Source organism: Streptomyces sp. NBC_01341, from assembly GCF_035946055.1.
Lineage (GTDB): Bacteria > Actinomycetota > Actinomycetes > Streptomycetales > Streptomycetaceae > Streptomyces.
In genome coordinates this window covers 346,410-369,899 of sequence record NZ_CP108364.1, presented here as the reverse complement: position 1 = coordinate 369,899, position 23,490 = coordinate 346,410, and the positions used below count along the sequence as shown (strand labels likewise).

Genomic DNA, 23,490 nt, shown 5'->3' with positions numbered 1-23,490 from the left:
CGCGCAAAGCTCCTCCCGGGTCCTCGGTCAGAGCCCCCGCCTCGCGAGGCGGAGTGGGGCAGCCCCGTCATTCCCGGTCCGAACCGTCGCGGCGGCCGTCACGCTGGTGGCCGCGCCGGGCGTCGCGGTCGAAGATCCCGAGGATCTCGCAGGGGCCGCCATCCGCGCCGATGGCGTGGGGGAGCATGGTGGGGAACTCCGCGGCCTGATTCGTCTCGACCCGCACACGGCGATGGCCCAGCATGAGGACCGCGGTGCCGGAGAGCACCACGAGCCACTCATGGCCCGGGTGCGCCCGCATGCGGGAGGGGTTGTCGGGGGGTGGCTCGGTCAACCGCTGACGCACGACGCTCATGCCCGGCTCCGCTCTCATCGGCCAGCGCGTCTGCCCGTGGGCTCCGTCGATCACCGGATTGATGACGACGTCGTCCGCGGCCGTCTCGACCAGTTGATCCAGTGACGTGTCGAGGGCCCGGGCGAGGGTGACCAGCTGATCGAGTGCGAGGCGACGCTGTCCGTTCTCGATGCGGGAGAGCGTGGACTGACTGACGTGGGCCCGTCCTGCCAGTTCCTCCAGGGACAGACCCTGTGCCACGCGCAGCGCCCGGATGCGTTTACGTACGAGGCTGTCCAGTTCGCCGTTCTCATGCGCCATGAGCAACAGCATATGCCCTCGCCGCAACACGGATCGGGAGGCCGGTGCGAGGGGCCAGGTCGCCTCCACCGGACGCGCACCCCTGTGAGATCCACACCCGGGGCATCCGTGGAAGCCGCTGCGCGTCTCCCGCACGGAAACCCCAAGTGGCGGTGTTCGCGGATGACTTGGGGGTATGCGAGGGATGAGCCGATCCGTCTGGGATCGGCTACCGGGAGATCGCCCGAAGGAGCGGCAGATGACGACACAGTACGGCAACCAACCGACCGGGCAGCAGCCTCACGGCGCACCGCAGCGTGCGACGGCCGGCAACGTGCTCAGCATCATCGCGATGGTGCTGGGCGTGATCTCGCTCATCTTCCTGCCGATCGTGTTCGGTGTGATCGGCCTGGTGCTGGCCATCATCGCGAAGACGGTCAGACACGAGCGGCTGGCCGTACCCGCCATCGTCGTCAGCGCCGTCGGCCTGATCGGCGGGATGGTTCTCGGCGCCCTGCTGGCCGGCTGACGGACCGAGCGGGGTGGAGAGGACCTCGGCCGGCTGCCGCGCCCCACGCATGGACGGGGCCCGGCAGCCGGCCGAGGTGTGCCCGGGCGGCGACCGCCGGCGGGTCGGGCGGGCCGCTCGCGACGGGCGGGCGAGCTCAGGAGACGGTCGAGGGCGGGGGACTCCACCGGCTGTTCCTCGGCACCGCGTCCGAGACGTCGTAGTCCTTCCGGAGCTGTTCGGGAATGGCGTAGTGCATGACCCGTCCGCGCGTCAGTGAGGACAGCTCGAGATGGGTGGTCAGGTGACCGAGGCGGTCCAGCGCCCAGGCGCCGAGGGGTGAGCTGTCCTCGACGGACTCCAGGACGCCGAGGACGTGGGGCATGGCCTTGACGACGGTGTCCCACGAAGTCCTGGGCACCTCCAGCCAGTTGGCGCAGGTGTCGCCGACGAGGTAGCGGATGAGCGAGGACACGATCGGGTCGAAGAAGGTACCCGGCACGACCTCCTCGTAGAGGTCGATGAGCTGGCGCGTGAGGTGGGCGCCCTCCGCGGACGGCCCCATGTGCCGGACCATGTACAGGTCGAGGAACCGGCGGGCCTCCACGGTGTTTCCGGGCACGGCGTCCTGGTCGATACCGAGCATCGCGCCGACCACGCGCCAGGCGTAGTAGTACGACTCGGCCCCCTCCGTGGACATGTGGATGCCCAGGCGGTGCAGGCTGTCCAGGACCAGCAGGCTGAAGAACATCTGCCCGCCGATCATGTCCTCCTGGCAGATCGGCGTACCGAGGGCATCGGTGTCCCACCGGCCCTCACGCTCCAGGTGGTGCCGGATGGACGCGTGCAGGAGCCGGACCTTCTGGGCGGCCGGGATGAACCGGCTGCCCGCCTCGAAGGCGCCCGGTTGCATCAGGTAGACGGTGAACTGCCCCGTCTCCGCCATCCGCTTGGAGGGGTACTTGAGTCCGTGGGTGGCCGACAGCAGCCTGGCCACGTGCGGGACGACGTAGCAGGCCGGCATCGAGGCGAAGGACAGGGCGGTCGAGATGTGCACGTTGTTGTCCATGAAGAACAGGCGCGCCTTCTCCATCTCCTCCCAGTCCACCCAGGCCGGCGGCGCGCTCGTGGCCGCGAGGTACTCCCGGGCGACGTCGGGCAGCCCGTCCGGCAGGGGGGCTCCCGCGGTGGAGACGTAACGCATGAGTGTGTTGAACTTCCCGACCTCCCCGCGTTCGAAAAGCGCGGCGACAGTGGCGTCGGCGAGTTCGTCCCCCGCCCGGCGCAGCGAGTCCAGGGATTCTTCGGTACAGGTCATGGCCGAGCTCCTTGCACGACGTTCGCCCGCGAGAGGGCGAGAGGGGTCCGGTATCGGGGGCGGCGCCGGTCCGAGGGGGTCAGGACAGACGGGTCGTCACCGAGTGCGCCAGGGCGGTGAGGGCCGTGGCCGCGGGGCGCGGCACATCGAGTTCGTGCAGTGCGGCGAGGGCTTCCTCGATCCGCACTTTGATCATCTCCTCGATGCGGTCGGGGGCCTCGAGGCGGCGCATCATCGCTCGTACGGTGTGCATGCCCTCCTCGTCGAGATCCCGCCTGCCCAGGAGCGAGCGGAGCTGTCGGCGCTCGTCCTCGCCGGCGGCCCTCCAGGTCTCCGCCAGCAGGGCCGTCGGCCGGTGACCGCGCAGGTCGTCGGCGCAGGCCTTGCCGGTGTGGGCGGTACTGCCGAACACACCGAGCAGGTCGTCCCGCAGCTGGAACGCCTCGCCCAGGGGAAGCCCGTACGCCGAGTAGCCCTCGCGCAGTCGCTCACCCGCCCCGGCCAGCACGCCGCCGATCAACAGGGGCTGTTCGACGGTGTACTTGGCGGTCTTGTACCGGATCACCTTGAGCGAGCCCCGGGTGTCCGGATCCGATCCGGTCCGCAGGATTTCCAGGCATTCACCCGCGATCAGTTCACGGGCCAGCGCCGACCACAACGGGCGGGCCCGGCCGAGGTACGCCGCGGGCAGTCCACTGGTGGTGAACAGCTGCCCGGCGAGCTCCATCAACAGATCCCCCACCAGCATCGCGAGCGACCTGGCGGCTGCGGCGGCGCGCCGTCGGCCGCGTACGGCCCCGCGCAGGGCGATGTGCGCGGTCGGCCGACCGTGCCGCAACGGACTTTCGTCGATGAGGTCGTCGTGGACGACCGCTGCGGCGTGCACCAGCTCCATCGATGCCGCCGCCCGCACGAGTGCGTCGTCGTCCGGCTGCCCCACCGCTCGCCAGCCCCAATAGCAGAACGCCGCCCGCAGCCGCTTCCCCTGCGCGACTGTCGCCTCCAGCTGTTCGGCCACCGGGTGCAGAGCCGGATCGATCGAGGCGAACCTGTCCGCCTCCCCGGCGACGAACCGCTGCAGTACGTCGTCCACGCGCGCTTTGAACGCGGCCGGATCCCACAGGTCACCTGCCATCGGCAGCCCGCCGAGCCAGTGCTTCCCTGGCGAGGACCTCCAGGTGTGCGGGCGGCAGGACGGTGTGCCGCTCCAGCATCAGCCGGCCCCGCGCCAGCAGTTCCCGCTCCGCTTCGGCGGCCAGTTCCGAGGCGTCCGACCGGCGGAGCAGTCCTCGCACCGAGCCCAGGGCCGAGCCCAGCGTGGTCACCGCCAGATCCGCCAGGCCCGCCATCAGAAGGACCGCCTGCCTGTCGGGTCCCAGGTGTCTTCTCGCGTCCTGCGTCATCGCCGTCTCCCCACGACCGTGCAATAGCCGTGCGGCGCCGGTCGTGCGCCGCTCTCACAGGGTCACGTCGAGCGGGACGCGATGGCGGACGAACTCACCATCGAGTGAGCACCTCGCCCGGTCGTGCGGATCGGGGTGGCAGCCTTCCGCTGCTGGTCAAACATCCGGCCACGGGATTTCGGGCCCGCTTCAGCGGCCCGTGGGCGAGCGGTCCCGCTCCGCCCACCGATACGAACGTGTTCGTTACGATCGCGGAGTGACTGTGAGAAGAGAGCCGACGAGCCGCCGGGAGCGTCCTGCCAAGCCGGCCCTGTCCCGGCCGGGAATCGTGGACACCGCCGTACGGATCATGCGTGCCGAGGGGCTGGACAAGGTCACCATGCGCCGGCTCGCGCAGGAGCTGGACACGGGTCCGGCTTCGCTCTACGTCTACGTGTCCAGCACCGCCGAACTGCACGCGGCCGTGCTCGACGCGCTGCTCGGTGAGGTCGACCTGGCCGCCGAGGGCGCCGAGGGCGACTGGCGCGAGCAACTGGTGGCGGTGCTGACGTCCTACACGATGGTGCTGTTCCAGCATCCGCAGCTCGCCCGCTCTGCCCTCGTGGCCCGGCCCAGCGGCAAGAACTACCTTCGCCTGTTGAACCGCGTCCTGGACCTGCTCTCGCGCAGCGGGGCCGCCGTGGAGCAGGTCGCGTGGGGGGTCGACAAGCTGCTCCAGACGGCTACCGCCACCGCCGCCGAGCACTCGGCCAGGAGGGGCGATCCGTCCGCCCAGGAGGACTGGGACGCGCTCACGGGCGCCTTGCGCACCGTGGACGCGAGCACGCACCCGGCCGTGCGGGCCCACATGCCCGCTCTCATCACCGGCGCGGGCGGGCGGTTGAGGTGGGGTTTCGACGTCCTGATCAACGGCATCACCGTCACTCCGGTGCCCCGCACCGACTCCTGACTCCTCCACTCCGCTGAGCCCGGCCGCCCTGGATGCCACCGGGCTCCGAGGGCTGCCCCGACCGCGCCCCGGACCGCCGCCGGCACCGGGCGCCAGGCTGTGACGAACTTGTTCGTAACGAACATGTTCGTTACGCTCGGGGGGCAACCGGGCGTGCGAAAGCGGCGCGGTCCTCGACGGGGCCGCGAGCAGCCCCGCCGCCGGCCCCGGTGCGATTCACCGCACGCGGACGCCGACAACAGGAGGTCCTGATGAGTACCCACGTCCCCCTTGCGATCATCGGGGCGGGCCTGGGCGGTCTGACCGCTGCCCGGGTCCTGTACGCCAACGGCATCGAGGCGGCCGTGTTCGACCTGGAGGCGTCGGCTGACGCCCGCACCCAGGGCGGCATGCTCGACATCCACGAGGAGAACGGCCAGAAGGCACTGCATGCCGCCGGACTCTTCGAGGGGTTCCGCGAGATCATCCACGAGGGCGGTGAGGCGATGCGGCTACTCGGCCCGGACGGCACCGTCCACATCGACGAGGGCGGCGAGGAGAGCCGCGGACGGCCCGAGGTGGACCGGGGAGACCTGCGTGAACTGCTGCTGAACTCCCTTCCGGACGGCATGATCCGCTGGGGCAGGAAGGTGACCGGAACCCGCGCCCTGGGCGGCGCACAGCACGAAGTGACCTTCGCCGACGGCTCCTCCGTCACCACCGGCCTCCTTATCGGTGCCGACGGCGCATGGTCGAGGGTCCGGCCGCTCCTCTCGGACGCCGAGCCCGCCTATGCCGGCATCTCCTTCGTGGAGACCGACCTCCTGGACGCGGACGTACGTCACCCGCGCAGCGCCGGGATCATCGGCGCCGGATCCTTCTTCTGCCTCGGCGACAGGCGCGCCCTCCTCGCCCACCGGGAGACCGACGGAAGCCTGCACGTCTACACCGCGCTCCGGGTCGACGAGGACTGGCTCGACACTGTCGACTTCGGAGACACCGCCGTCGCCAAGGCGTCGGTACTCACCCAGTTCGAGGGATGGGACGACGGCCTGCGCGCACTGGTCGCGGACGCCGACGGCGCGCTGATCCCCCGGCGTATCCACGCCCTGCCGATCGGCCACCGCTGGGACCGCGTCCCGGGCGTGACCCTGCTCGGCGACGCCGCTCACCTGATGTCCCCGTTCGCGGGGGAGGGGGCCAACCTCGCCATGTTCGACGGAGCCGAACTCGGGCTGGCGATCGCCGCCCTTCCCGGCGACATCGAAGCCGCGCTGGCTTCCTACGAGGAAGCGCTCTTCCCGCGCAGTGAGGCAGCGGCCACCGAGTCCGCCGCCGGCCTGGAGACCATGTTCGGCGACGACGGCCTGGAGCGCATGACCGGGTTCTTCACCGCCGGACCTGGCGACGCACAGGGCCGTTCGCCAGGTCCGCACAGCTCGTCATGCCTGCGACACGGGGCAGAACGCCCCGGTTGCGGTCAGCAGTTCGGGACGCCCGGCAGCCATGCCTCGGCCACGTCGATGAAGATGTTGGAGACGTATCCGCCGTAGTCCGGGAGGTAGGACCAGGCGTCGTTGCTGTGGCCGTCGGCCTGGACGAGCTGGCCGTGCACCTGGCACTGCACGCGCACCGTCGTGGGGCCGGGGAGCTGTGCGACCCGCGTCGACGCGCTGGTCGGCTGCTGACGGATGTTGACGTCGGTGCCCCAGGTGGGGAAGGACGTGGTCGGCGCACCGCTGCCGGTCCACAGATAGGTGACGGTGACCCAGCCGTTGTTGTTCAGGCCGACGTTGTAGAACGTGCCGTCCGCGAGGTCGATGCCCGCCGGATTGAGCACACGGCGACCGGACCCGTCCAGCCCGCCGTTGTAGCCGCTCTGGTAGGCCGCCTGTGCCTCGGGCCTGCCCTGTGGCAGGTCCTTGAACGTCTCGCGGACCGAGGACGGGTTCCAGTAGTCGTCGCGGGTGTTCCAGGGCCCGACGTCCCACACCGGAGCGGTTTCGCAGCGGACGGGACCGCAGACGCGGACCGAGTACTGGCCGCTGCCCTTCGGGGAGAGGCCGCGACGGGAAGGAAGCGCCACGAAGTGGTCGTTGGCGACGATCACGTGCCCGTTGGCCGTGGTGCCGCCGACCAGACCCTCCCGTGTCGCGTAGACACTGGTCGTGAAGGCTTCCGCGGCCACGGCCCCCTGGGGCGCGTCACCGAGTTCGCCGGTCAGGCCCAGGGCCCGGACGGCCGGCGCGGTGCCGTCGGGCGCGGAGACCAGGGTGATCCGCGTCTGCACACGGGTGACCGCCCGGGGCAGCCGGGCCGGGGTACCGGCACGTGCCTCACGCCACTCGGTCCACCGGCCCAGCCCGTCCTGCCCCCTTACGTCGACGGCGACCTCGGCTCCGGCGGGGACAGTGGCGTCGAGGTCCGGGGTGATCAGGTTCACCGCGCGTCCGAGATCCCGCACGGGTGACATGACCGTGCCCTGCCCGCGGGCGGTGCGGGAGGAGGCGGGCCGCAGGCCGGCGTCCCGAAGGCGCAGCGCGCCGTCGGTGCGACTGATGTTGCTCTCGCTCCCGGCGGGTGTGGACAGGTCGGCCCGCCAGCTGATGGCTCCGAGCGGAGCGGACCCCGCAGCCGCGTCACGGGCGGCTGCGGGGTCCGACGTGAGCGTGAGCGCGGCGACGGCCAGCACGGAGACCGTGATGGCCGGCCCCCGGCGGGCGGGTATGGCGTGGGAGTTCGATCTCTGGTTGCGTCGCACGAAAAGCCTCCTGGTCGGCGGGGGGGAGGAGGAGGGGAACTACGGGCAACGGCCCACGCCCGGGAGCGTGTTGCCGGGGGAGTTGACGTAGATGTTCGTGATCCAGCCGCCGTACTGCGGCAGATAGGCCCACCAGTCGTTGGTGTACGGCGGCACGGACACGAGGCCGCCCTGCTGCTGGCATCCCACGAGGACGTCCACTCCGGCGGGCAGCGTCGTGAGGGCGGCGGACGCGGTGGTGGGAGCCGAACGGACACGGACGCCGCTGCCCCAGGTGGTGAACCGGGTGCCGGAGGGGCGTACGGCTCCGGGGACGTCCAGGGAGCCGGTGAGCGTGGTGACCTTGCTGTACGCGGTTCCGTACGGTGTGCCGTCCGGATGGAGGGTGAGGACGGCGACGACGGTCCGGTCGTCGGGGCCGACGGTGCCCGTCGTGTGCAGCGCCTCGGACGTCAGGTCGAGCGAGGGTGCGGCGGCAGGGGCCGAGGACGGCGCCGACCGCTCGGCGACTTCGGTGGGAGCCACTGGTTCTCCGGAGCCCGTGGCCGTGTCCGTCGGCTCGTGCGCGCCGGCGGCAGCACCGGACGAAGGGCCGTAACGTCCGGCCGGGGCCGGGGTGCAGCCGCCCGAAGTGAAGCCCGACCAGCCCTGCTTGACCGCACCCGGCGCCTCGAACGCCGAGGGCAGACCGAAGTTCTGGTCGAAGCCGTCCGTCGCGCAGCGGGTGGACCGGTGCAGCGCCCCCAGGACTATTTCCCGTACGGGCAACGGCGCCGTGTCGAGGAGGTAGCGGTACACGCGGACGGTGTCCGCGGCGGTGGTCGCCGTGTAACCCCAATAGCCGGGGTAGGCCGCCGGCGGCGGGAGGGTCCCGGTGAGCGCCAGCCGGGGCACCATGCGGGCGATCACCGCACTGCCGCCGCCCGTTGACCAGTAGTGGCTCGCGGCGGCGTCGTCACTGCTGCTCAGCATCGCCGCGAGCCGGTCCCGGTCCGCCTGCGGAGGGTCGTAGGCGGGGCCCCGGTTCCACAGGAAGTCCAGAGCCAGCAGCAGCTTGACCACCGACGCGGAGCGGAAGGCGCGGTCCGGCTCACGCGATTCGGTGAAGCGTCCGGTGAGCCGGTCGAACACGGCGACGCCCGCGGTGACGTCCGCCGGGATGGTCATGGCCGTCCGGGTGTCAGGACGGGACGCCTCCGGCCCGGCGCCGGAGTGCGTCACCCCCGGCACACGCGACGTGAGGGCGGCGTCGCCTGCGACGGAGGAAGGGTGCCCAAGCGGCGCGGCAACCGCGTGCCCGGTGCACGCGACGATCAGCAGGCCGACGGTCGTCAGGGCGGCAACGAGCAGCGAGAAGCGGCGAGCCGGGTGTGGGGGTGGCATGGGAGTGGGGGCTCCTAGGGGCACGGGCGCACCGGCCGGGCGGCCTGGCGGCGCTGTGGCGTATGGCCGCCACGGTGGTGCTCCCCGGCCGGAGGCGCAAGCAATTCGTTCCTGGTCGAAGAAGACCCTCCCGTGCTTGTCAGGGGCGCGGCTCACCGTTACGTTCCCGACGTCTCACCGCGCCTTCGCCCGGATCCGGTCCGGGCCCCTTCCCCTAGGAGCATTCGTGAGGTTCCTCAGACGTCTTCCGGCTCTGCTCGCTGTGGCACTCCTGGCGATGGCCGGAATGTCGGCCGTCCCGGCCCAGGCCGCCGAGTCGGGCGCGACGGCCGCGCCCGTCTTCAAGGCGCCCTTCCCGTGCGGTCAGCGCTGGACGTACAGCCACCACTCGGCCGAGGTGCGCCGGGCACTGGACTTCGTGCGCTCCGACGGCGGCGCCACGGCCGGCACACCGGTGCTGGCCTCGGCCGCCGGAACGGCCACTCGGTACTCACAGCCGAGTGGCGCCGGAAACTACATAGCCATCGACCACGGCGGCGGCTGGACGACGTACTACTTCCACCTCTCCGCCTACTCCGTGCCGAGCGGCGCGTCCGTCGCCCAGGGGCAGCAGATCGGTGTCACGGGCAGCACGGGCAACTCCTCCGGGGCGCACATCCACTACGAGCAGCTCCTGAACGGCGTGGGCCAGAACATCGTCATCAACGGCGCGGGCCTGTCCTACCCCGGCAGCTACAACCAGGCGTACCTGACCAGCGACAACGGCTGCGGTGGCAGCGGCTATCCGTTCAACACCTGGGGCAGCGGAGTCAACGTCCGCGCCGACGCCCGTGTGAGCGCTCCCGTCGTCACGACGCTCGCCGGTCCCACAGCCGTGCGGGTCCTGTGCCAGAAGCAGGGCGACACCGTCAATGCCGAGGGATACAGCAACAACTGGTGGAGCAAGCTGCGCGATCAGAACGGTTTCATCAGCAACATCTACATCGACCACCCTGCCGCGCAACTGCCCGGGGTGCCGCTCTGCTGAGCCCGCACGGCGAACAGACGCGGCCCGGCCGGGGATTTCCGGCCGGGCCGCCTCACATTCCGGCCGAACCTGTGGTGCGCCGCACACGGAAATCTGGCATGCATGCGTCATTTCTGTGATGCGCGTAGAGTGCCCGGTGGGCAGGCGCCTGTGAGCGTCTGTGACCACCGGGGGTGCGCTGTGCTGCGGGTGGAATTCACGAGCCGGGAACTGGCCGGCTTACGCGTCGCGCCTCGTGTGGACCCGCTCTGGGAGACAGCGCTGAGTCTCCACCTCCTCCAGAACCGGCAGGCGCCCCTCACGTTCGGAGCCTGGCGCCGCGAAGTCGGCGCGGCCCTGCGGCTGGCCGGTCTCGTGTCCGTGACCCGCGCACTGACGCGGCTCTGTCCGGACGGCTCGTACTTCCCCGACTTCCTGACACCCGGCCGCGGGGACGCCGATCTCGACGCGGGCCTCGACCGGTTGTTGTCCACGCCCCGGCGCAGACTGCGCGCCGAACTCACCCGGCTGCACGCCCATACAAGCCGCCCCGTCCCCGCCGGCGTACGGCCGCTCGCCGATGGGTGCCCGAAAGCGCTGCAGCGCCTCGGCTCGGCCCTGCGTGCCTATCACCGGGTGGCCGTCGAGCCCTACCTGCCCGCGATCGGCGCACAGGCGGCAGCGGACCGGACCGTACGGGCCCAAGCCGTCCTCACCCACGGCGCCGAGGGACTCCTCACCGGATACGACCAACTGCCCGGCTGGCGCTACAGCGACCGGCTGCTAAGCGCCCCGTACCCGATGGACCGCGAACTGTTGCTGCACGGGCGGGCGTTGACGCTCGTCCCGGCCTTCTTCTGCGTACGGGCCCCGCTCGCCCTCGTCGACGAGGAACTGCCTCCTGTCCTCGTCCACCCGCTCTCACCCGCTCCGGGCTGGTTCGAACGCCGACACGGCGGCGGGGACGCCCCGGTGGCCCAGCTGATCGGCGCCTCGCGGGCCGAACTCCTGCGCATGCTGGACCGTCCGATGACGACGATGGACATCGCCGCGGCACTGCGGCTGGCGCCGTCCACGGCCAGCCGGCACGCCACCGTGCTCCGCGAGGCGGGGCTACTGCTCTCACAGCGCCAGGGCGTGCGGGTGCTGCACCACAGAACCCGGCTCGGCCGCGCCGTCCTGGAGGGATCCCTGCGGTGAGCGTCCGGCACCGACGGTCCGTCCGGAGGGGGGCCGCCGGTGCCGGGTCCCTCGTGCCCGGGCGGTCCCCCCGGAGGCGCTCAGCTGCGCCGCGTCCTCAGAAGCCGGTGAGCGTGATCTTGCCGATGGCCTTTCCGGATTCGAGGACACCGTGGGCCTCACGCAGGTGAGCGGCGTTGATGGTCCCCAGATCGGTCGTGGCCGTGGTGGCGAGGATGCCCGCGTCCACGAGCCGGGCGATCTGCGTGAGGATGTGGTGCTGCGTCACCAGGTCCGGGGTCCGGTACAACGAGCGGGTGAACATCAGCTCCCAGTGGAAGGAGATGCTCTTCGACTTCAGCACACCGATCTCCACGGCACCGAAGTCGTCGATCGCGACGATCTGTCCGTGCGGATTCAGCACCTCGGCGTACGCGGCAAGGTTGCGGTCGGTGCCCGCCGTGCTGAAGACGTAGTCCACTCCGTCCGGGACCACCTCCGCCAACTGGCCGGGCAGCGGGCGGTGATGGTCGACCACGTGGTTCACGCCCATCCGGCGGGCGAAGTCGGCGCTGTCGGGACGCGAAGCGGTGCCGACGACCGTCAGGCTGGTGAGGGCCCGTGCCAGCTGCGCGACCATGGCACCGACACCACCCGCCGCCGCGGTCACCAGGAGCGCGCCGCGCTGCTCCATGGCCCCCTCGCGCAAGCCCAAGCGCTCGAACAGGCCCTCCCAGGCGGTGAGCGAGGTCAGCGGCAGCGCCGCCGCCTCCGTGAAGGACAGGGTGGCGGGCTTGCGACCCACGATCCGCTCGTCGACCACCTGGTACTGGGCGTTCGAGCCGGGACGGTCGATGGCTCCCGCGTAGAACACGTCGTCGCCGACCCGGAAGCGTTCCACCGCCTCGCCCACCGCCACCACGGTGCCCGCCGCGTCCCAGCCCAGGACCTTCGCCTCCCCGCCGGGGTCGCTGTTCTGCCGCACCTTGTAGTCCACCGGGTTGACTGCGACCGCTTCGACCTCGACCAGGAGGTCGTGCGGGCCGGGGCGGGGGACCGGCAATTCGGCATCCAGCAGGCTCTCGTGGTCCTGGACGGGCAGGCTCTTGCGGTACACGACCGCGCGCATCGTCGTGTCTTCTGCTGGGCTCATGGTTCCTCTGCTCCTTCTGCGGGCCGGGCTGTTCCTGCGGCCGACTGCCCCGGGGCGACCCCGGAAGGCCCGTCGTGCCGTGCGATCAGGCGCGACCACGGGACGAGCCGGCTCGGTGGTGATCGACGGATTCACGCTATCTCTGAGGCGGCAGTAACCTGCAAGGGCACATACTTCCCAATGGGAAGTATGGAGAGGCCCGCACCGAGGACGAGGACTGCCCGATGGCCATGACCTGCAGCAACGACGCGCACGAGCACCATGATGTGTACGCGGCGCAATGCCCGTGCCGTGAGGTGCTCGACCTGCTGGCCAACAAGTGGTCCGCCTTGGCCATCGGGGCGATGGAGGGCGGCCCTCAACGATTCGGCGCGCTCCAGCGCCGCCTGCAGGGCGTCAGTCCCAAAGTGCTGACCAGCACGCTGCGGCGCCTGGAGGAGAAGGGACTCGTCACCCGGACCGTCTATCCGGCGGTTCCCCTTCACGTCGAGTACGACCTGACCGCGCTCGGCGAGAGTGTGGCCGAACCCCTCGGGCAGTTGCGGCTGTGGGTCGAGAACCATCTCGACGACATCCAGGCAGCGACCTCGTGACCCCAGCTCTCCCCATCGGCAGCCCCCGGAGTCACTCCGCTCGATCCGCATCGTGGGACGGCTGAGGGAAGGCGCGGGTCCTGGGGGTGGCGGGTCCGTCGCTCCTCCACCCCCAGGCGGTGAGCATGCCGGCCGACACCGCGGCGCACTCATCGCTCCCCAGATACCGGACCGCCTCGTCGACGGCCTCGTCGTCGACGAGACCCGTGGCGGTCATGGCCGCTCGGCTGCGTTTCCAGGTGTCGGCCCAGAAGCGGCTGATGGCGCTGCCCGGCAGCAGCGGCGGCACGTGGATCTCGGCGGCGACGGATCCCAGACCCGCCTCACGCAGAAGCCTCGGGTACGACGGCACCCAGGTGACGTCGGTGCCGATGGTGGCCCGCAGCCCCTTCCACATGGCCCGCATCGCCGTCGCGTAGGGCGTGCTCGGCGCGCTGTCGCTCGTGAGGTCGACGGCATCGCTGAGGACCAGCACGCCACCGGGCGCGACGAGTTCGGCGAGCGCTGTGATCAGACGGTCGCGTTCCGGCAGGTGCATGAGCACGAAGCGCGCGTGGACGAGCCGGAACCGCCCCGAGACGAAGCCCGGGGCGGTGACGTCGGCTTCCAGTACCTCGAGCCCGGGCACCGGCCGCCCACCGATGAACCGTACGTCGCGGTCCACGGCGAGCACACTCGCCACCCCGGCATCCTGCAGCAGCCGACGGGAGACCGTTCCGGTGCCGGCACCCACATCGAGGCAGCGCCACCCGGGGCCCGCCCCGACGGCGCGTAGCCGGGCCATGGTGACATCGTCGTAGGCGAGGGCACCGAAGTCGATTCGTCGTCCCTCTCCGGCCTGTTCGGGGCGGAAGAAGGACTCACCGTAGCGGCCGCCGCCCGCGCCACTCGCGCCCGTACCGGCGCTCACGGCGCGAGCGGTGCGCAACAGGGGCTTCCGTCGCCGACGAGGCTTCCGGCCCGGTCGGCGGCGGGCCGGAACAGCGGGTCGTCGCTCAGTCCCATGACAGAACCTTCCACGTCGCGGTGCGGTGCCGGGCGGAACGCCTCGGTGCGCTGCCCACCGATCCTCCACCGTGCCCGGCCGTGGGGCCGAGGGGCGCGCCGTACCCGAGCCCGGTCGGCCCAGGTGTGGGCCTGTGAAGGCCGGATCGTCGGAGGGCGGGGATCGGGGGCAGCACGTAAGGGCCGTCCCGCAATCCGTGCGATATCGAATCGGTCGAAATCGGACAGTGTGTGGCACGCTGGAGTGGGCATCGGGTCCACCGTGAACCAAGCGGTGGGATCGCGTCCCAGCCGCACATACACGTACACGGGAGAGATCGATGAGCAGGACGGCGGCGATCGTCGCGCACAGGATCCGGCAGCTGGTCGGGATGAAGAAGAGGGCCGACGGAATCGCTCTGAGCGACGACAGGCTGAGGAGCGAAGGCGACCGGACGCTCGCGCACGAGCGGGCGTGGGAATCGCCCGCTCGGCCGGGCGGGCGATCGCGGTCGTGACCGGAACACTTCAGCGTCGCCCGACCGGATCGCCCACGGTGGTCCCGGACGCGCGCTGCGAGCGGTCCAGGAGCCTTACGGTCAAGCAGGTCGGAAGACTCGCCTGACGAAGCGGCTGTCCCGTTGCGACAGGTGTTCCGCCGGTCCGGCGGCCCTGAGCACCACATCCAGCGCGCGGTCCGGATCGCAGGCGTAACACCCGCTGGCCCAGGCGGCGTTGGCCTCGACTACCGCCCACCGGCCCGGCCCGATGACGCCGATGTCGACGACGATCGCGGACGGCAGGGTGTCCCTGGCGGCGGCGAGCAGCTCCGAGCCGAACGCGTGCGCGGAGGCGGAGAGCGGGGCGAGGTCCAGACGTCCGGCCACGGCGTACCGGCTGCCGGTGTGCACCTGCCCGTCGAGCAGATGAAGACGGTACTCCGCCTCGAAGGCGACGACATCGCTCACCAGCACGATCGTCTCCGGATCGACGGCGTCGGGTCCCGGGAGCCGGGACCCGTCCGTGTAGACCAGAGCCGGAATGCTCTTGTCGTTGGGCGACTTCACGAATGCCGGACGCCGCAGGCCGTACGCCTCACGGATGGGCATCGCGCGGATCTCGCGATGCACGAACGCCGCCGGCAGGTGTGCCAGCCAGTCGGCCGGAGCTTCGAGCGGTGCGATGCCCAGAGCGGGCGCCACGGCGTCGGCGAAGGCGGGTCCCGCGTGCAGATACGCCCGTCCGTCGCGCAATCCGTCCGGAACCTCCCGGTCAGGCAGGTGCACGGTACGCAGACCGCGCCGCCGGGCGGCGTCGCCGAGCATGCGGGCGGAGGCGGTGAGGCGGGGCGGGAGTATCAGAGGCACGGGCCCGATCCTGCCGTGGAGCGGGACGGGCTTACCACCGGATTACGTCCAGCGCTACGAGCACGGACCGACGCCCGCCGGCCGGACGCGCCCCGGCTGGACGACGTACCTACACCGGCTGCCCCGGCAAGGACCGTCCGGGGCAGCCGGTCACCGCCCGTCCTGTGGAACAGCGATCTGCCCGTGGCGAATCTGCTGCGGGCAGAGACAGGTGACTCCGCGGGCCGGGACGGACAAGTGTGGAGGGACCGCGGCCGAAACGGCCGCCCACCACCAGGAGGCCCGCATGCCGCCGTACCTCGCCCACCGCCCACGCGCCGCCGACGAGGACACGCCCGCGACACGTTACGACGACCATCTCGCGGCCCAGCTCCTCGCCCAGCGGATCGTCTTCCTCGGCACCCAGGTGGACGAGGTCTCCGCCAACCGGGTCTGCGCGCAGCTGCTGCTCCTCTCGGCCGAGGACCCCCGTACCGACATCAGCCTCTACATCAACAGCCCGGGCGGGTCCGTGACGGCCGGGCTGGCCATCTACGACACGATGCAGCTCGTCCCGAACGACGTCTCGACCCTCGCCATGGGCTTCGCCGCGTCCATGGGCCAGTTCCTGCTCACCGTCGGCGCGAAAGGCAAGCGCTTCGTCCTGCCGAACGCGAGGATCATGATGCACCAGCCGTCGGCCGGAATCGGCGGCACCGCCTCCGACATCGCGATCCAGGCGGAGAACCTGGAGTTCACGAAGCGGGCGGTCGAGCGGATCACCGCGACGCACACCGGGCAGTCCGCGGAGACGATCTCCCGGGACGGCGACCGGGACCGGTGGTTCACGGCGGAGGAGGCCAAGAGCTACGGCATGGTCGACCACGTCGTCGTATCGCTCGACACCGTCCGACCGGCCGCTTCACGACGACGGATGGGACTCTGACATGGGCCAGTACACGATTCCGAACGTCGTCGAGCGCACGCCCCAGGGGGAACGGTCCTACGACGTCTTCAGCCGCCTCCTGTCCGAGCGGATCATCTTCATCGGCACGGAGATCGACGACGGGGTCGCCAACGTGGTCATCGCCCAGCTGCTCCACCTTGAGTCGGCGAACCCCGGTGCCGAGATCGCGATCTATCTCAACTCCCCGGGCGGATCGTCCACCTCGCTCATGGCGATCTACGACACCATGTGCTTCGTGTCGGCCCCCATCGCGACGTTCTGCGTCGGCCAGGCCGCCTCGACCGCGGCGGTGCTGCTCGCCGGCGGGGACCCCGGCCGGCGGTTCGTCCTGGAGCACTCCCGTGTGCTCCTGGGGCAGCCGGCGAGCGGCGGGCAGCAGGGCACCGTCTCCGATCTGCGGCTCCACGCCGCGGAGATGCAGAGGGTCCGCTCGCAGGTCGAAGAGGTCCTGGCCCGGCACACCCCGCACGACGCCGCCACGCTCCGCGCCGACACAGACCGGGACAGGATCCTCACCGCGCAGGAGGCGGTGGCGTACGGGCTGGCCGACGAGGTCCTCAGCCGCCGCCTGGTGACCACCGCCTGAACGGCTCCTGGTGCGCCCGGGCACTGGACGGGCTGCCCGGCGGATTTCCGTCCGTCGGGCGTTGTACCGGCGGGGTCGTGGTCGGGGCTCGGGTCCGGAAACGTCACCCGAGCGCACCGACGGCTCATCTCCGCCGCCCCAGCGCGTTCGACACCCGAGGGAACTCCTCATGGAGGATGCGTCCGACCAGCGCCCCTCCGAACACGACGACGCCCACGCCGACCAGCCAGGACTGGAGGATCAGGACGGTTCCCACCGGGCCGTAGCTGGCGGTGCTGGAAGCGATCAACGGACTGAAGACAATCCTGGAGAAGACGCGAAGGCCGAGCAGTCCGATCACCGTGAGTACGGAGCCGGGCAACAACGCAACCCAGCGGACCCTCCCGCCCAGCAGCAGGCGCTGCGACCACCAGAAGAAGAGGACAGCGCTCACCGACGCGAGGACCCCGCCCAGAGGGGTGTGCAGCAGCCTGGTCGTGGCGGACACGAAGACGTATCCGGCGAAAACTCCGAGCCACGCCAGATGACGCCATGTCGCCCACCAGCGAGCCGGTACCAGGTCCCAGACCTTCTCGTAGCCGGTCTGTACTGCGGACCCGAAGCTCAGCCCGAACGCCGCGAGCGCGGCGAGGCCGAAGGCGGTCGTTGTCTGCAGTGCCTGGCCGGGCAGTGCGAACAACTTCTCGACGTGCTTCTGGGAGGCGGCGGACACGCCGAGCGCCTGGCCCAGCCACTGGGCGAACCCCTGCCCGCGCCGGTCCGCCGCAGAGACGATGATCAGGAGGGGGATGAGTGTGAGGAATCCGAGCGCGGCGAAGCTCAGAGCTCGCTGCCCAAGTTCGAGCTCGCGGCCCCTCCGCCATCCGCGCCCTGGCGCGGAGTGGCTGATCATGCGGTGCAGCCGGCCGAACCGTGATGGCCGGTTCGCGGCACTTGAGGGATTCATTCGCATCTCTGTCGATTACCACGGTCCGGGCGCCTGCCGCGTGAGGGCGCGGCGCCGGACACTCACGGAGACGGGACCGGCCGACCGTCCGCTCGTCCGCGGTCGGCGAGAACCGGTCTTGCCGACCGAGTGGCCACTTCGCTCCGCCGGGGACGTCGCGACGTCGGCGCAGCTCGTCACCGAACGCGTCAAATGAGCACAAACATGTGCATAGGATGCTGCCCATGACTACGTCCTCCCCGTTCAGGGTGGTGCAGCGGTCCGCGTCGTACTGGCGTGTGACCTTCGACAGTCCGCCGATCAACCTGGTGTCCTTCGATACGTTCGCAGCGCTCGCCGACCTGGTTGACCGGATGGAAGCGGATCAAGACCTGAAGGTCGTGGTCTTCGACAGCGCGAATCCCGACTACTTCCTCGCGCACTTCGACCTGGTGCCACCGAAGGAGCCCTACACGGGCCCGCCTTGGCTCGAAACCGCGGCGCGGATGGCTCGTTCTCGGGTCATCAGCATCGCCTCGATCCGTGGCCGTGCGCGTGGGGTCGGCAACGAGTTCACGCTGGCCTGCGACATGCGTTTCGCCAGCAAGGAGAAGGCCGTCCTGGGGCAGCCGGAAGTGGGCGCAGGGATCACTCCGGGCGGCGGGGCCACGGAGCGGCTCCCCCTTCTGGTGGGACGTGGGCGTGCTCTGGAGATCATCGCGGCGGCAGACGACTTCGACGCGGAGACGGCCGAGCGGTACGGCTGGATCAACCGTGCACTGCCCGACGCCGAACTGGACGCCTACGTGGACCGGGTCGCCACGCGCATCGCGTCCTTCGACCGGCGGCCGCTGGCCGAGGTGAAGGCCCTGATCGACCGGTCCACCCTGCCCGCCGAGGATGATCTGCTGGCCGGTCAGAACACCTTCCGCGCGTCCCTGACCTGGCCGGAAGCGGCTGAACGGATCCGTCGCCTGCTCGAGCGCGGGATGCAGCAGCCGGGCGAACTCGAATTGCGCCTGGGAGAACACATCGCGGAACGCTGAGCAGATGCGGTACGCGGAGCTCCGGGCCGGCCGGCCTGGCATGCCGGCGGCCCGGACTCCGCCGGACATCCGCGACACCGCACCGGTCGTATCCGGTGCACCCCCCAGCAGGTCACGGTGAAGGCACTCACGCCACGAACCCTGCGCACGGAGCGCGAGCAGAGCCCTGCGTCACTCCGGTCCCGAACGGGCGACCGCAGTTCAGGTGCTCGAGGCGGCCGGAGCGGGGATGGCCGCCTGAGGCGGCTGCACAGCCAACCGGACACCGCGGCCATCGCGGTCAGCGGCGGACTGCTCGTCGGGATGCGGCAACTGCTGCCCGTGCTCGCGCCGGAAGAGGCGGGCGAGGTCTGACGGGAGCCTGCCGTGTTCCGGCGGAACGTTGCGCACTGAACTTTCGGCGGACGTGTCTCGTGGTCTGTGTGGACCGATTCGCCGGGGTAAGCGGTGGTACGAGCGAGCTGCCGGCAGGCGCGATCCAGGGGCCGGCACGGCGCCGATCGACCACGCTCACGCGTCCGCGTGGCTCCGGCCGCACCTTGCCGTTCTCGACCGCTGCCGAAGGGTGACCTGCTGTGAGCAGTCCTCGCATTCTGATCGTCGGAGCCGGAATCTCCGGCATGGCTCTGGCCAAGGCGCTCCTCGACAGGGGGTTCTCGGCGGACGTCGTCGAGCGGCGTGCGGAGTCGGCCCAGGCCCTCGGTGCGGGGATCTACCTCCCCGCGAACGCCGTCCGTGCCCTCAGGACCATCGGTGTGGGGGACGAGGTCGCCGATCTGGCATCCCCCGTGGGGCGGCAGCGGCTCCTCGACCACCGCGGTCGCCCGCTCGCCGAGTTCGACGTGACCCGGATCTGGGGTGAGGTCGGTCCCTGCCTGGCCATCACCCGCGCCGAGCTGCACCAGGTGCTGCGCGGTGCCGTCGACGGCGCGATCGTGCGTCACGACACCGCCGTGACCGAGGTGGGCCACGACGGGACCGTGACGTTCACTGACGGCGCCACCCGCTCGTACGATCTGGTGGTCGGCGCGGACGGAATCAGCTCCGCTGTACGGCGTACCCGCTTCGGTGGTCCGGAGCCGCGCTTCCTGGGGCAGGTGTGCTGGCGGTTCATCGCCGACGACACCACGATTCCCGGCATCACGGACTGGACCGCGCGCCTGGGCGACCGAGGCCGGACATTCCTGACGGTGCAGCTGGGAGCCGGCCGGGTCTATTGCTACGCCGACATCAACAGCGCGGCCGCGACCGCTCCGGTAGGTGACTGGCGCACGCTGTTCTCGGACTTCGCCGGCCCGGTCCCACGCCTGCTGGAACAGGGGGCGGACGCTCACTTCGCCGCATTGCGCGAGAGCGCGAACACGGTCTGGACGCAGCCGGGCGTTGTCCTGATCGGCGACGCGGCCCATACCTTCTCCCCGAGCATGGCCCAGGGCGGCGCGATGGCCATCGAAGACGCCGTGGTCCTCGCCGACTCGCTCGGGACGACGCAGGATGTCGCCGCGGCACTCGACGCGTTCCAGACCCGTCGAGGCGAGCGAGTCGCCTGGGTGGTCTCGCAGAACCATCGCCGTGACAAGGCCCGCAACCTGCCCACCTTCCTGCGCGACTTCACTCTTCGCCGTGCGGGGGAACGCATGTTCAAGGCCAATCACGCCCCGCTGCACGCACTTCCGTAGCCGGAGCGGTGCGCGGCCCCCTCCGGGGGGTCAGGCCACCCAGGTGCTGGTCATGCCGAGGACGCGAGAGCCGTCGGGGTCGGCCAGCTTCGGCGTGATGAACGTGCGCGCGGCGTCCGAGGTCTGGGCCCGTACCGGCGGCTCGTCCGAGTCGAGCGCCGCGACGATCGCCGCCGCGGCGTCCGCCGCCGGCTGCGCATGCGCGAATGCTCCGGCGGTACGGATCAGATAGGCGTCCAGAGCCGGGGCGTACGGGCCCATGCGCTCCAGCAGCTCGTTCCGGTCGTCGGGAATGCCGACGTTGGCGACGAACTCGCTGGCGACGGCGGCCGGCTCGATCAGTGTCACTCGCACGCCCACGGTCGCCGCGACGGGCGCCAGGGACTCCATGTACCCCTCGACCGCGAACTTGGCCGCGCAGTACGCCTCATTGAAGGGCTGTCCCACCACGCCGCCGACACTCGTGACGGTGAGCACGCGGCCGCCGGAGGCGCGAAGATGGGGCATGGCAGCGGCGGTCGCATTCAGTACGCCGAAGAAGTTCACCTCCATCACCCGCCTGGCCGCGTCGACTCCGTCGATCTCCAGCGTGCCCACGTGACCGGAGCCCGCGTTGTTGACCAGTGCGTGCAGGGCTCCGTGATCGGAGACAACCGCTGCCAGGCACTCCGCCGCCGAGCCGGGGTCGGTCACGTCGAGGCGACGGACCTCGACGCGTTCGGTCACGCCCGCTGCCGCTGCCGCCGCCCTCAGCGCGTCCGCCTTGCCCAGATCGCGCATGGTGGCGACGACACGCCATCCGGAGCGAGCGGAGCGGACGGCCGTCTCCAGGCCGATTCCGCTGGAGGTGCCGGTGATCACTACGGTCTTGTCTGTCATGAGAACACTCGCATTCGTCAGCGCGGCCTGGGCCGCTCGGGAGGACCGCACCTCCGGCACGATGCCGGAGCAGCGATGTCCGATGGTCCCCCTTCGAGTGCGCTCCAGCGCAAATCGGTCGGCCGCCACGTCCTGCCGGGACCGTAGCGCCGAGGGCGCGGTTGTGCATCCCGAGGCGGTGACCGGTTCGGACAGGCGGTCACCCGAGCCGGAGCGGGTAGGGGTAGTGGCATGAGGCTGATGAGAGAGGGCGAGCGGCAGCCGTCGTCGGGCCGCTGGAAGACCTACGCGGGCTCCGCGGCGGCAGTGACGGTGGCCGCTGTCGCCGGGAGCTGGGCGGTCGCTCCGGACACGCACTGGTACCGCTCGTTGTCCAAGCCCTCCTGGCAGCCGCCCGCCTGGGCGTTCGGGGCGGTGTGGACTCCGCTCTACGCGAGTATCGCCTGGGCCGGTGGTCGAGCCCTCCTCGCGGCCCGCGCCGAGGAGCGCAAGACCCTGGCCATGAGTCTCGGGGTCAACCTCACGCTGAACACGACATGGAACGTCCTGTTCTTCCGTCTGCGCAGCACGAAGGCAGGACTGATGGGGACCGCACTCCTCGACGTGAGCAACGCCGAGCTGATCGCCCGTACGGCGAGGGTCGACCGCGCATCCGCTCTGGCGCTGATCCCCTACGCGGCCTGGTGCGGATTCGCCACGTGTCTCAACGCGTCCATCGCACGGAAGAACAGGCGTTGACCGGGAAGCTTTCCCGCCCGGTCGAACGGCCCTCCCGCGGTCAGTCGGCACCGCGGCGGAGCGACGTCACTTGACCTCAGCGGGAAGGTCGGACTTCTGTGGCGCCTGGGCACCGCGCTCGTGGAGGTGTGCGGTCGGAGTGCGGTCGATCTGCAGGCTGAGCAGTTCCGGGCGGCTGTAGTGGCCACGCCCGTCCATGAGGCGCTTGCGCGCATCGATCAGGGAGAAGTCCAGGTCGGCTATCACTTCTCCCTCACCGGACGTCAGCGGCTCACCGATGATGCGGCCCTCCGGGTCGACGATGGCCGTGAAGAACCCTCCGGATACGGCACCGGCCGGCCCGCCGGTGTCCTTGGCGATCTGCGCCTGCTGGTCGGCATCGAGCCATGCGGTGGCGTTGACGACGAAGGCGGCCGATTCCAGGGCGTGCTGGCGGATGCTGATCTCCATCTGCTCGGCGAAGAGGGGACCGCCGAAGGCGCCGGGGTACATCGCGGCGTGGATCTGCTCGCCGTCGGCGATCAGGGCATGCCGTGCCAGAGGCAGGTAGTGCTCCCAGCAGGCGAGCTGCCCGATGCGACCGACGGTGCTTTCCACCGCTCGCAGGCCCGACGCGTCGCCCTGTCCCCAGACCATCCGCTCGTGATAGGTCGGCGTGATCTTGCGGCGGCGCTGGATCAGTGTGCCGTCCGCGTCGAACAGCAGCTGCGTGTTGTAGATGCTGCCACCGTCGCGTTCGTTGACGCCGATCGAGACGACCATGTGTGCTTGGCGTGCGGCTTCGGCGATCGCGTGGGTCTCGGCGGACGGGACGGTCACCGACTCCTCGAGCAGACGCAGGTGTTCCTTGGCCATGGTGTACGGCGCCTGGAGGAACGAGAAGTAGGGGTAGTAGGGGACGACTGTCTCGGGGAATACCGCGAACTCGACGCCCATACGGCCGAGTTCGCCGATCTTCTTCACAACCTTGTCGATCGTGCCGGCGCGGCTGTACAGCACGGGGCTGATCTGGACAGCGGCAGCTTTCACACTGGTCATGGTGGTGCTCCTGTTCTCGATGCGTGATCCACGCAAGGTGATGGGTGGTGCTGATGCGCGATTGCCGGACCCACGCGCACCGGGGATGGCGCCGACGGTCGTCCGTGTGCTTGATGAATCGGTCCGGCTCGGCGGGGCCCTCGCGTCGCGACGGTCACCCCGGCTCTCGCCTTCCGGGAAAGGCGAGACGAACAGCATCCGGTAAATAGGAGCATATGCTCCTATTTACCGGTCGTCAAGGATCCCAGCCTGGGGGAGTGCTGTCCGGTCATCGCCGCCGGTGGGCGAGCGGCCAGGATGAGCAGGTGAGAAGTGCTGTCGTCGGCGTCCGTCGATCCCCGGGTCCCCCGACCCTCCACCTGAGCTTTACGGCGAGGCGCACGTGTCGCGTGCGGCCCCGCTCGGCGGCTACGGAGTCGCCTGAAGGGCAAGAGGT

At 70.6% G+C, this 23,490-nt stretch carries 24 protein-coding genes; 12 read left to right on the top strand and 12 right to left on the bottom strand.

Going from position 1 to position 23,490, the window contains the following annotated elements; all coding sequences use genetic code 11:
* Nucleotides 1-67 precede the first annotated feature (67 nt).
* Nucleotides 68-655 (bottom strand): helix-turn-helix domain-containing protein, encoded by a 588-nt coding sequence (locus OG206_RS01500; RefSeq protein WP_327111325.1) that lies wholly within the window; start codon nucleotides 653-655, stop codon nucleotides 68-70.
* Nucleotides 656-893: 238 nt separating this feature from the next.
* On the opposite strand from OG206_RS01500, the gene OG206_RS01495 reads away from it, so the two are divergent.
* Nucleotides 894-1,163, top strand: coding sequence for a hypothetical protein (locus tag OG206_RS01495; protein ID WP_327111323.1), 270 nt, complete (start codon nucleotides 894-896; stop codon nucleotides 1,161-1,163).
* 136 nt (nucleotides 1,164-1,299) lie between these two features.
* Here OG206_RS01495 and OG206_RS01490 read toward each other — a convergent pair whose 3' ends face one another.
* The 3 genes from OG206_RS01490 to OG206_RS01480 form a co-directional block, all read right to left on the bottom strand.
* Entirely contained in the window at nucleotides 1,300-2,460 is a 1,161-nt protein-coding gene (locus OG206_RS01490; RefSeq protein WP_327111321.1) for an oxygenase MpaB family protein, read from the bottom strand.
* A gap of 79 nt (nucleotides 2,461-2,539) precedes the next feature.
* Nucleotides 2,540-3,595: a polyprenyl synthetase family protein gene (locus OG206_RS01485; RefSeq protein ID WP_327111319.1), complete on the bottom strand. Its 1,056-nt coding sequence runs from the start codon at nucleotides 3,593-3,595 to the stop codon at nucleotides 2,540-2,542.
* Nucleotides 3,585-3,863, bottom strand: a complete 279-nt coding sequence (locus tag OG206_RS01480) for a polyprenyl synthetase (protein ID WP_327111317.1) — start codon at nucleotides 3,861-3,863, stop codon at nucleotides 3,585-3,587. The genes OG206_RS01485 and OG206_RS01480 overlap by 11 nt, the downstream gene beginning before the upstream one ends.
* 256 nt (nucleotides 3,864-4,119) lie before the next feature.
* On the opposite strand from OG206_RS01480, the gene OG206_RS01475 reads away from it, so the two are divergent.
* Together OG206_RS01475 and OG206_RS01470 are read left to right on the top strand one after the other, a co-directional pair.
* Nucleotides 4,120-4,812 (top strand): TetR/AcrR family transcriptional regulator, encoded by a 693-nt coding sequence (locus tag OG206_RS01475; RefSeq protein ID WP_327111315.1) that lies wholly within the window; start codon nucleotides 4,120-4,122, stop codon nucleotides 4,810-4,812.
* 251 nt (nucleotides 4,813-5,063) lie between these two features.
* Nucleotides 5,064-6,344 carry an FAD-dependent oxidoreductase gene (locus tag OG206_RS01470; RefSeq protein WP_327111313.1) on the top strand — a complete coding sequence of 427 codons (1,281 nt, stop codon included), beginning with the start codon at nucleotides 5,064-5,066 and terminating at the stop codon, nucleotides 6,342-6,344.
* Here the strand turns inward: OG206_RS01470 and OG206_RS01465 are convergent.
* Nucleotides 6,272-7,552 (bottom strand): hypothetical protein, encoded by a 1,281-nt coding sequence (locus OG206_RS01465; protein ID WP_327111312.1) that lies wholly within the window; start codon nucleotides 7,550-7,552, stop codon nucleotides 6,272-6,274. The two genes, OG206_RS01470 and OG206_RS01465, sit on opposite strands and share 73 nt — an antisense overlap.
* Before the next feature lie 39 nt (nucleotides 7,553-7,591).
* On the bottom strand, nucleotides 7,592-8,719 hold the full coding sequence (locus OG206_RS01460) for a hypothetical protein (protein WP_327122151.1): 1,128 nt from the start codon (nucleotides 8,717-8,719) through the stop codon (nucleotides 7,592-7,594).
* Between the two features lie 442 nt (nucleotides 8,720-9,161).
* Here OG206_RS01460 and OG206_RS01455 point away from each other — a divergent pair, with 442 nt between their 5' ends.
* Together OG206_RS01455 and OG206_RS01450 are read left to right on the top strand one after the other, a co-directional pair.
* Entirely contained in the window at nucleotides 9,162-9,962 is an 801-nt protein-coding gene (locus OG206_RS01455) for a M23 family metallopeptidase (protein WP_327111311.1), read from the top strand.
* A gap of 180 nt (nucleotides 9,963-10,142) precedes the next feature.
* Nucleotides 10,143-11,141, top strand: a complete 999-nt coding sequence (locus OG206_RS01450; protein ID WP_327111309.1) for a helix-turn-helix domain-containing protein — start codon at nucleotides 10,143-10,145, stop codon at nucleotides 11,139-11,141.
* 97 nt (nucleotides 11,142-11,238) lie between these two features.
* Here the strand turns inward: OG206_RS01450 and OG206_RS01445 are convergent, their stop codons facing one another.
* Complete coding sequence (locus tag OG206_RS01445; protein ID WP_327111307.1) at nucleotides 11,239-12,273, bottom strand: zinc-binding alcohol dehydrogenase family protein; 1,035 nt, start codon at nucleotides 12,271-12,273, stop codon at nucleotides 11,239-11,241.
* A 224-nt stretch (nucleotides 12,274-12,497) separates the two neighbouring features.
* Between OG206_RS01445 and OG206_RS01440 the strand changes: the two genes are divergently transcribed.
* Nucleotides 12,498-12,866 carry a winged helix-turn-helix transcriptional regulator gene (locus tag OG206_RS01440; RefSeq protein WP_327111305.1) on the top strand — a complete coding sequence of 123 codons (369 nt, stop codon included), beginning with the start codon at nucleotides 12,498-12,500 and terminating at the stop codon, nucleotides 12,864-12,866.
* 31 nt (nucleotides 12,867-12,897) lie between these two features.
* On the opposite strand, the gene OG206_RS01435 is transcribed toward OG206_RS01440, so the two are convergent.
* The gene (locus tag OG206_RS01435; protein ID WP_327111303.1) at nucleotides 12,898-13,794 is read right to left on the bottom strand and encodes a class I SAM-dependent methyltransferase; all 897 of its coding nucleotides are present in this window, start codon (nucleotides 13,792-13,794) and stop codon (nucleotides 12,898-12,900) included.
* Nucleotides 13,795-14,191: 397 nt separating this feature from the next.
* On the opposite strand from OG206_RS01435, the gene OG206_RS01430 reads away from it, so the two are divergent.
* A complete protein-coding gene (locus tag OG206_RS01430) occupies nucleotides 14,192-14,368 on the top strand; it encodes a hypothetical protein (RefSeq protein WP_327111301.1) in 177 nt (58 codons plus the stop codon).
* An 81-nt stretch (nucleotides 14,369-14,449) separates the two neighbouring features.
* Here OG206_RS01430 and OG206_RS01425 read toward each other — a convergent pair whose 3' ends face one another.
* Nucleotides 14,450-15,217 carry an ATP-grasp domain-containing protein gene (locus tag OG206_RS01425; RefSeq protein WP_327111299.1) on the bottom strand — a complete coding sequence of 256 codons (768 nt, stop codon included), beginning with the start codon at nucleotides 15,215-15,217 and terminating at the stop codon, nucleotides 14,450-14,452.
* Between the two features lie 286 nt (nucleotides 15,218-15,503).
* Between OG206_RS01425 and OG206_RS01420 the strand changes: the two genes are divergently transcribed.
* Together OG206_RS01420 and OG206_RS01415 are read left to right on the top strand one after the other, a co-directional pair.
* The gene (locus OG206_RS01420; protein ID WP_327111297.1) at nucleotides 15,504-16,142 is read left to right on the top strand and encodes an ATP-dependent Clp protease proteolytic subunit; all 639 of its coding nucleotides are present in this window, start codon (nucleotides 15,504-15,506) and stop codon (nucleotides 16,140-16,142) included.
* A gap of 1 nt (nucleotide 16,143) precedes the next feature.
* A complete protein-coding gene (locus OG206_RS01415; RefSeq protein ID WP_327111295.1) occupies nucleotides 16,144-16,749 on the top strand; it encodes a ClpP family protease in 606 nt (201 codons plus the stop codon).
* A 124-nt stretch (nucleotides 16,750-16,873) separates the two neighbouring features.
* Here OG206_RS01415 and OG206_RS01410 read toward each other — a convergent pair whose 3' ends face one another.
* Nucleotides 16,874-17,641 carry a ribonuclease BN gene (locus OG206_RS01410; RefSeq protein WP_327111293.1) on the bottom strand — a complete coding sequence of 256 codons (768 nt, stop codon included), beginning with the start codon at nucleotides 17,639-17,641 and terminating at the stop codon, nucleotides 16,874-16,876.
* A gap of 278 nt (nucleotides 17,642-17,919) precedes the next feature.
* On the opposite strand from OG206_RS01410, the gene OG206_RS01405 reads away from it, so the two are divergent.
* Together OG206_RS01405 and OG206_RS01400 are read left to right on the top strand one after the other, a co-directional pair.
* On the top strand, nucleotides 17,920-18,720 hold the full coding sequence (locus OG206_RS01405) for an enoyl-CoA hydratase/isomerase family protein (RefSeq protein WP_327111291.1): 801 nt from the start codon (nucleotides 17,920-17,922) through the stop codon (nucleotides 18,718-18,720).
* A 575-nt stretch (nucleotides 18,721-19,295) separates the two neighbouring features.
* Nucleotides 19,296-20,399, top strand: a complete 1,104-nt coding sequence (locus OG206_RS01400) for an FAD-dependent monooxygenase (protein ID WP_327111289.1) — start codon at nucleotides 19,296-19,298, stop codon at nucleotides 20,397-20,399.
* A gap of 30 nt (nucleotides 20,400-20,429) precedes the next feature.
* On the opposite strand, the gene OG206_RS01395 is transcribed toward OG206_RS01400, so the two are convergent.
* The gene (locus tag OG206_RS01395; RefSeq protein ID WP_327111287.1) at nucleotides 20,430-21,278 is read right to left on the bottom strand and encodes an SDR family NAD(P)-dependent oxidoreductase; all 849 of its coding nucleotides are present in this window, start codon (nucleotides 21,276-21,278) and stop codon (nucleotides 20,430-20,432) included.
* A gap of 231 nt (nucleotides 21,279-21,509) precedes the next feature.
* Here OG206_RS01395 and OG206_RS01390 point away from each other — a divergent pair, with 231 nt between their 5' ends.
* A complete protein-coding gene (locus OG206_RS01390; protein WP_327111285.1) occupies nucleotides 21,510-22,016 on the top strand; it encodes a TspO/MBR family protein in 507 nt (168 codons plus the stop codon).
* Between the two features lie 66 nt (nucleotides 22,017-22,082).
* Here OG206_RS01390 and OG206_RS01385 read toward each other — a convergent pair whose 3' ends face one another.
* The gene (locus OG206_RS01385; protein WP_327111283.1) at nucleotides 22,083-23,054 is read right to left on the bottom strand and encodes a nitrilase-related carbon-nitrogen hydrolase; all 972 of its coding nucleotides are present in this window, start codon (nucleotides 23,052-23,054) and stop codon (nucleotides 22,083-22,085) included.
* Nucleotides 23,055-23,490 lie beyond the last annotated feature (436 nt).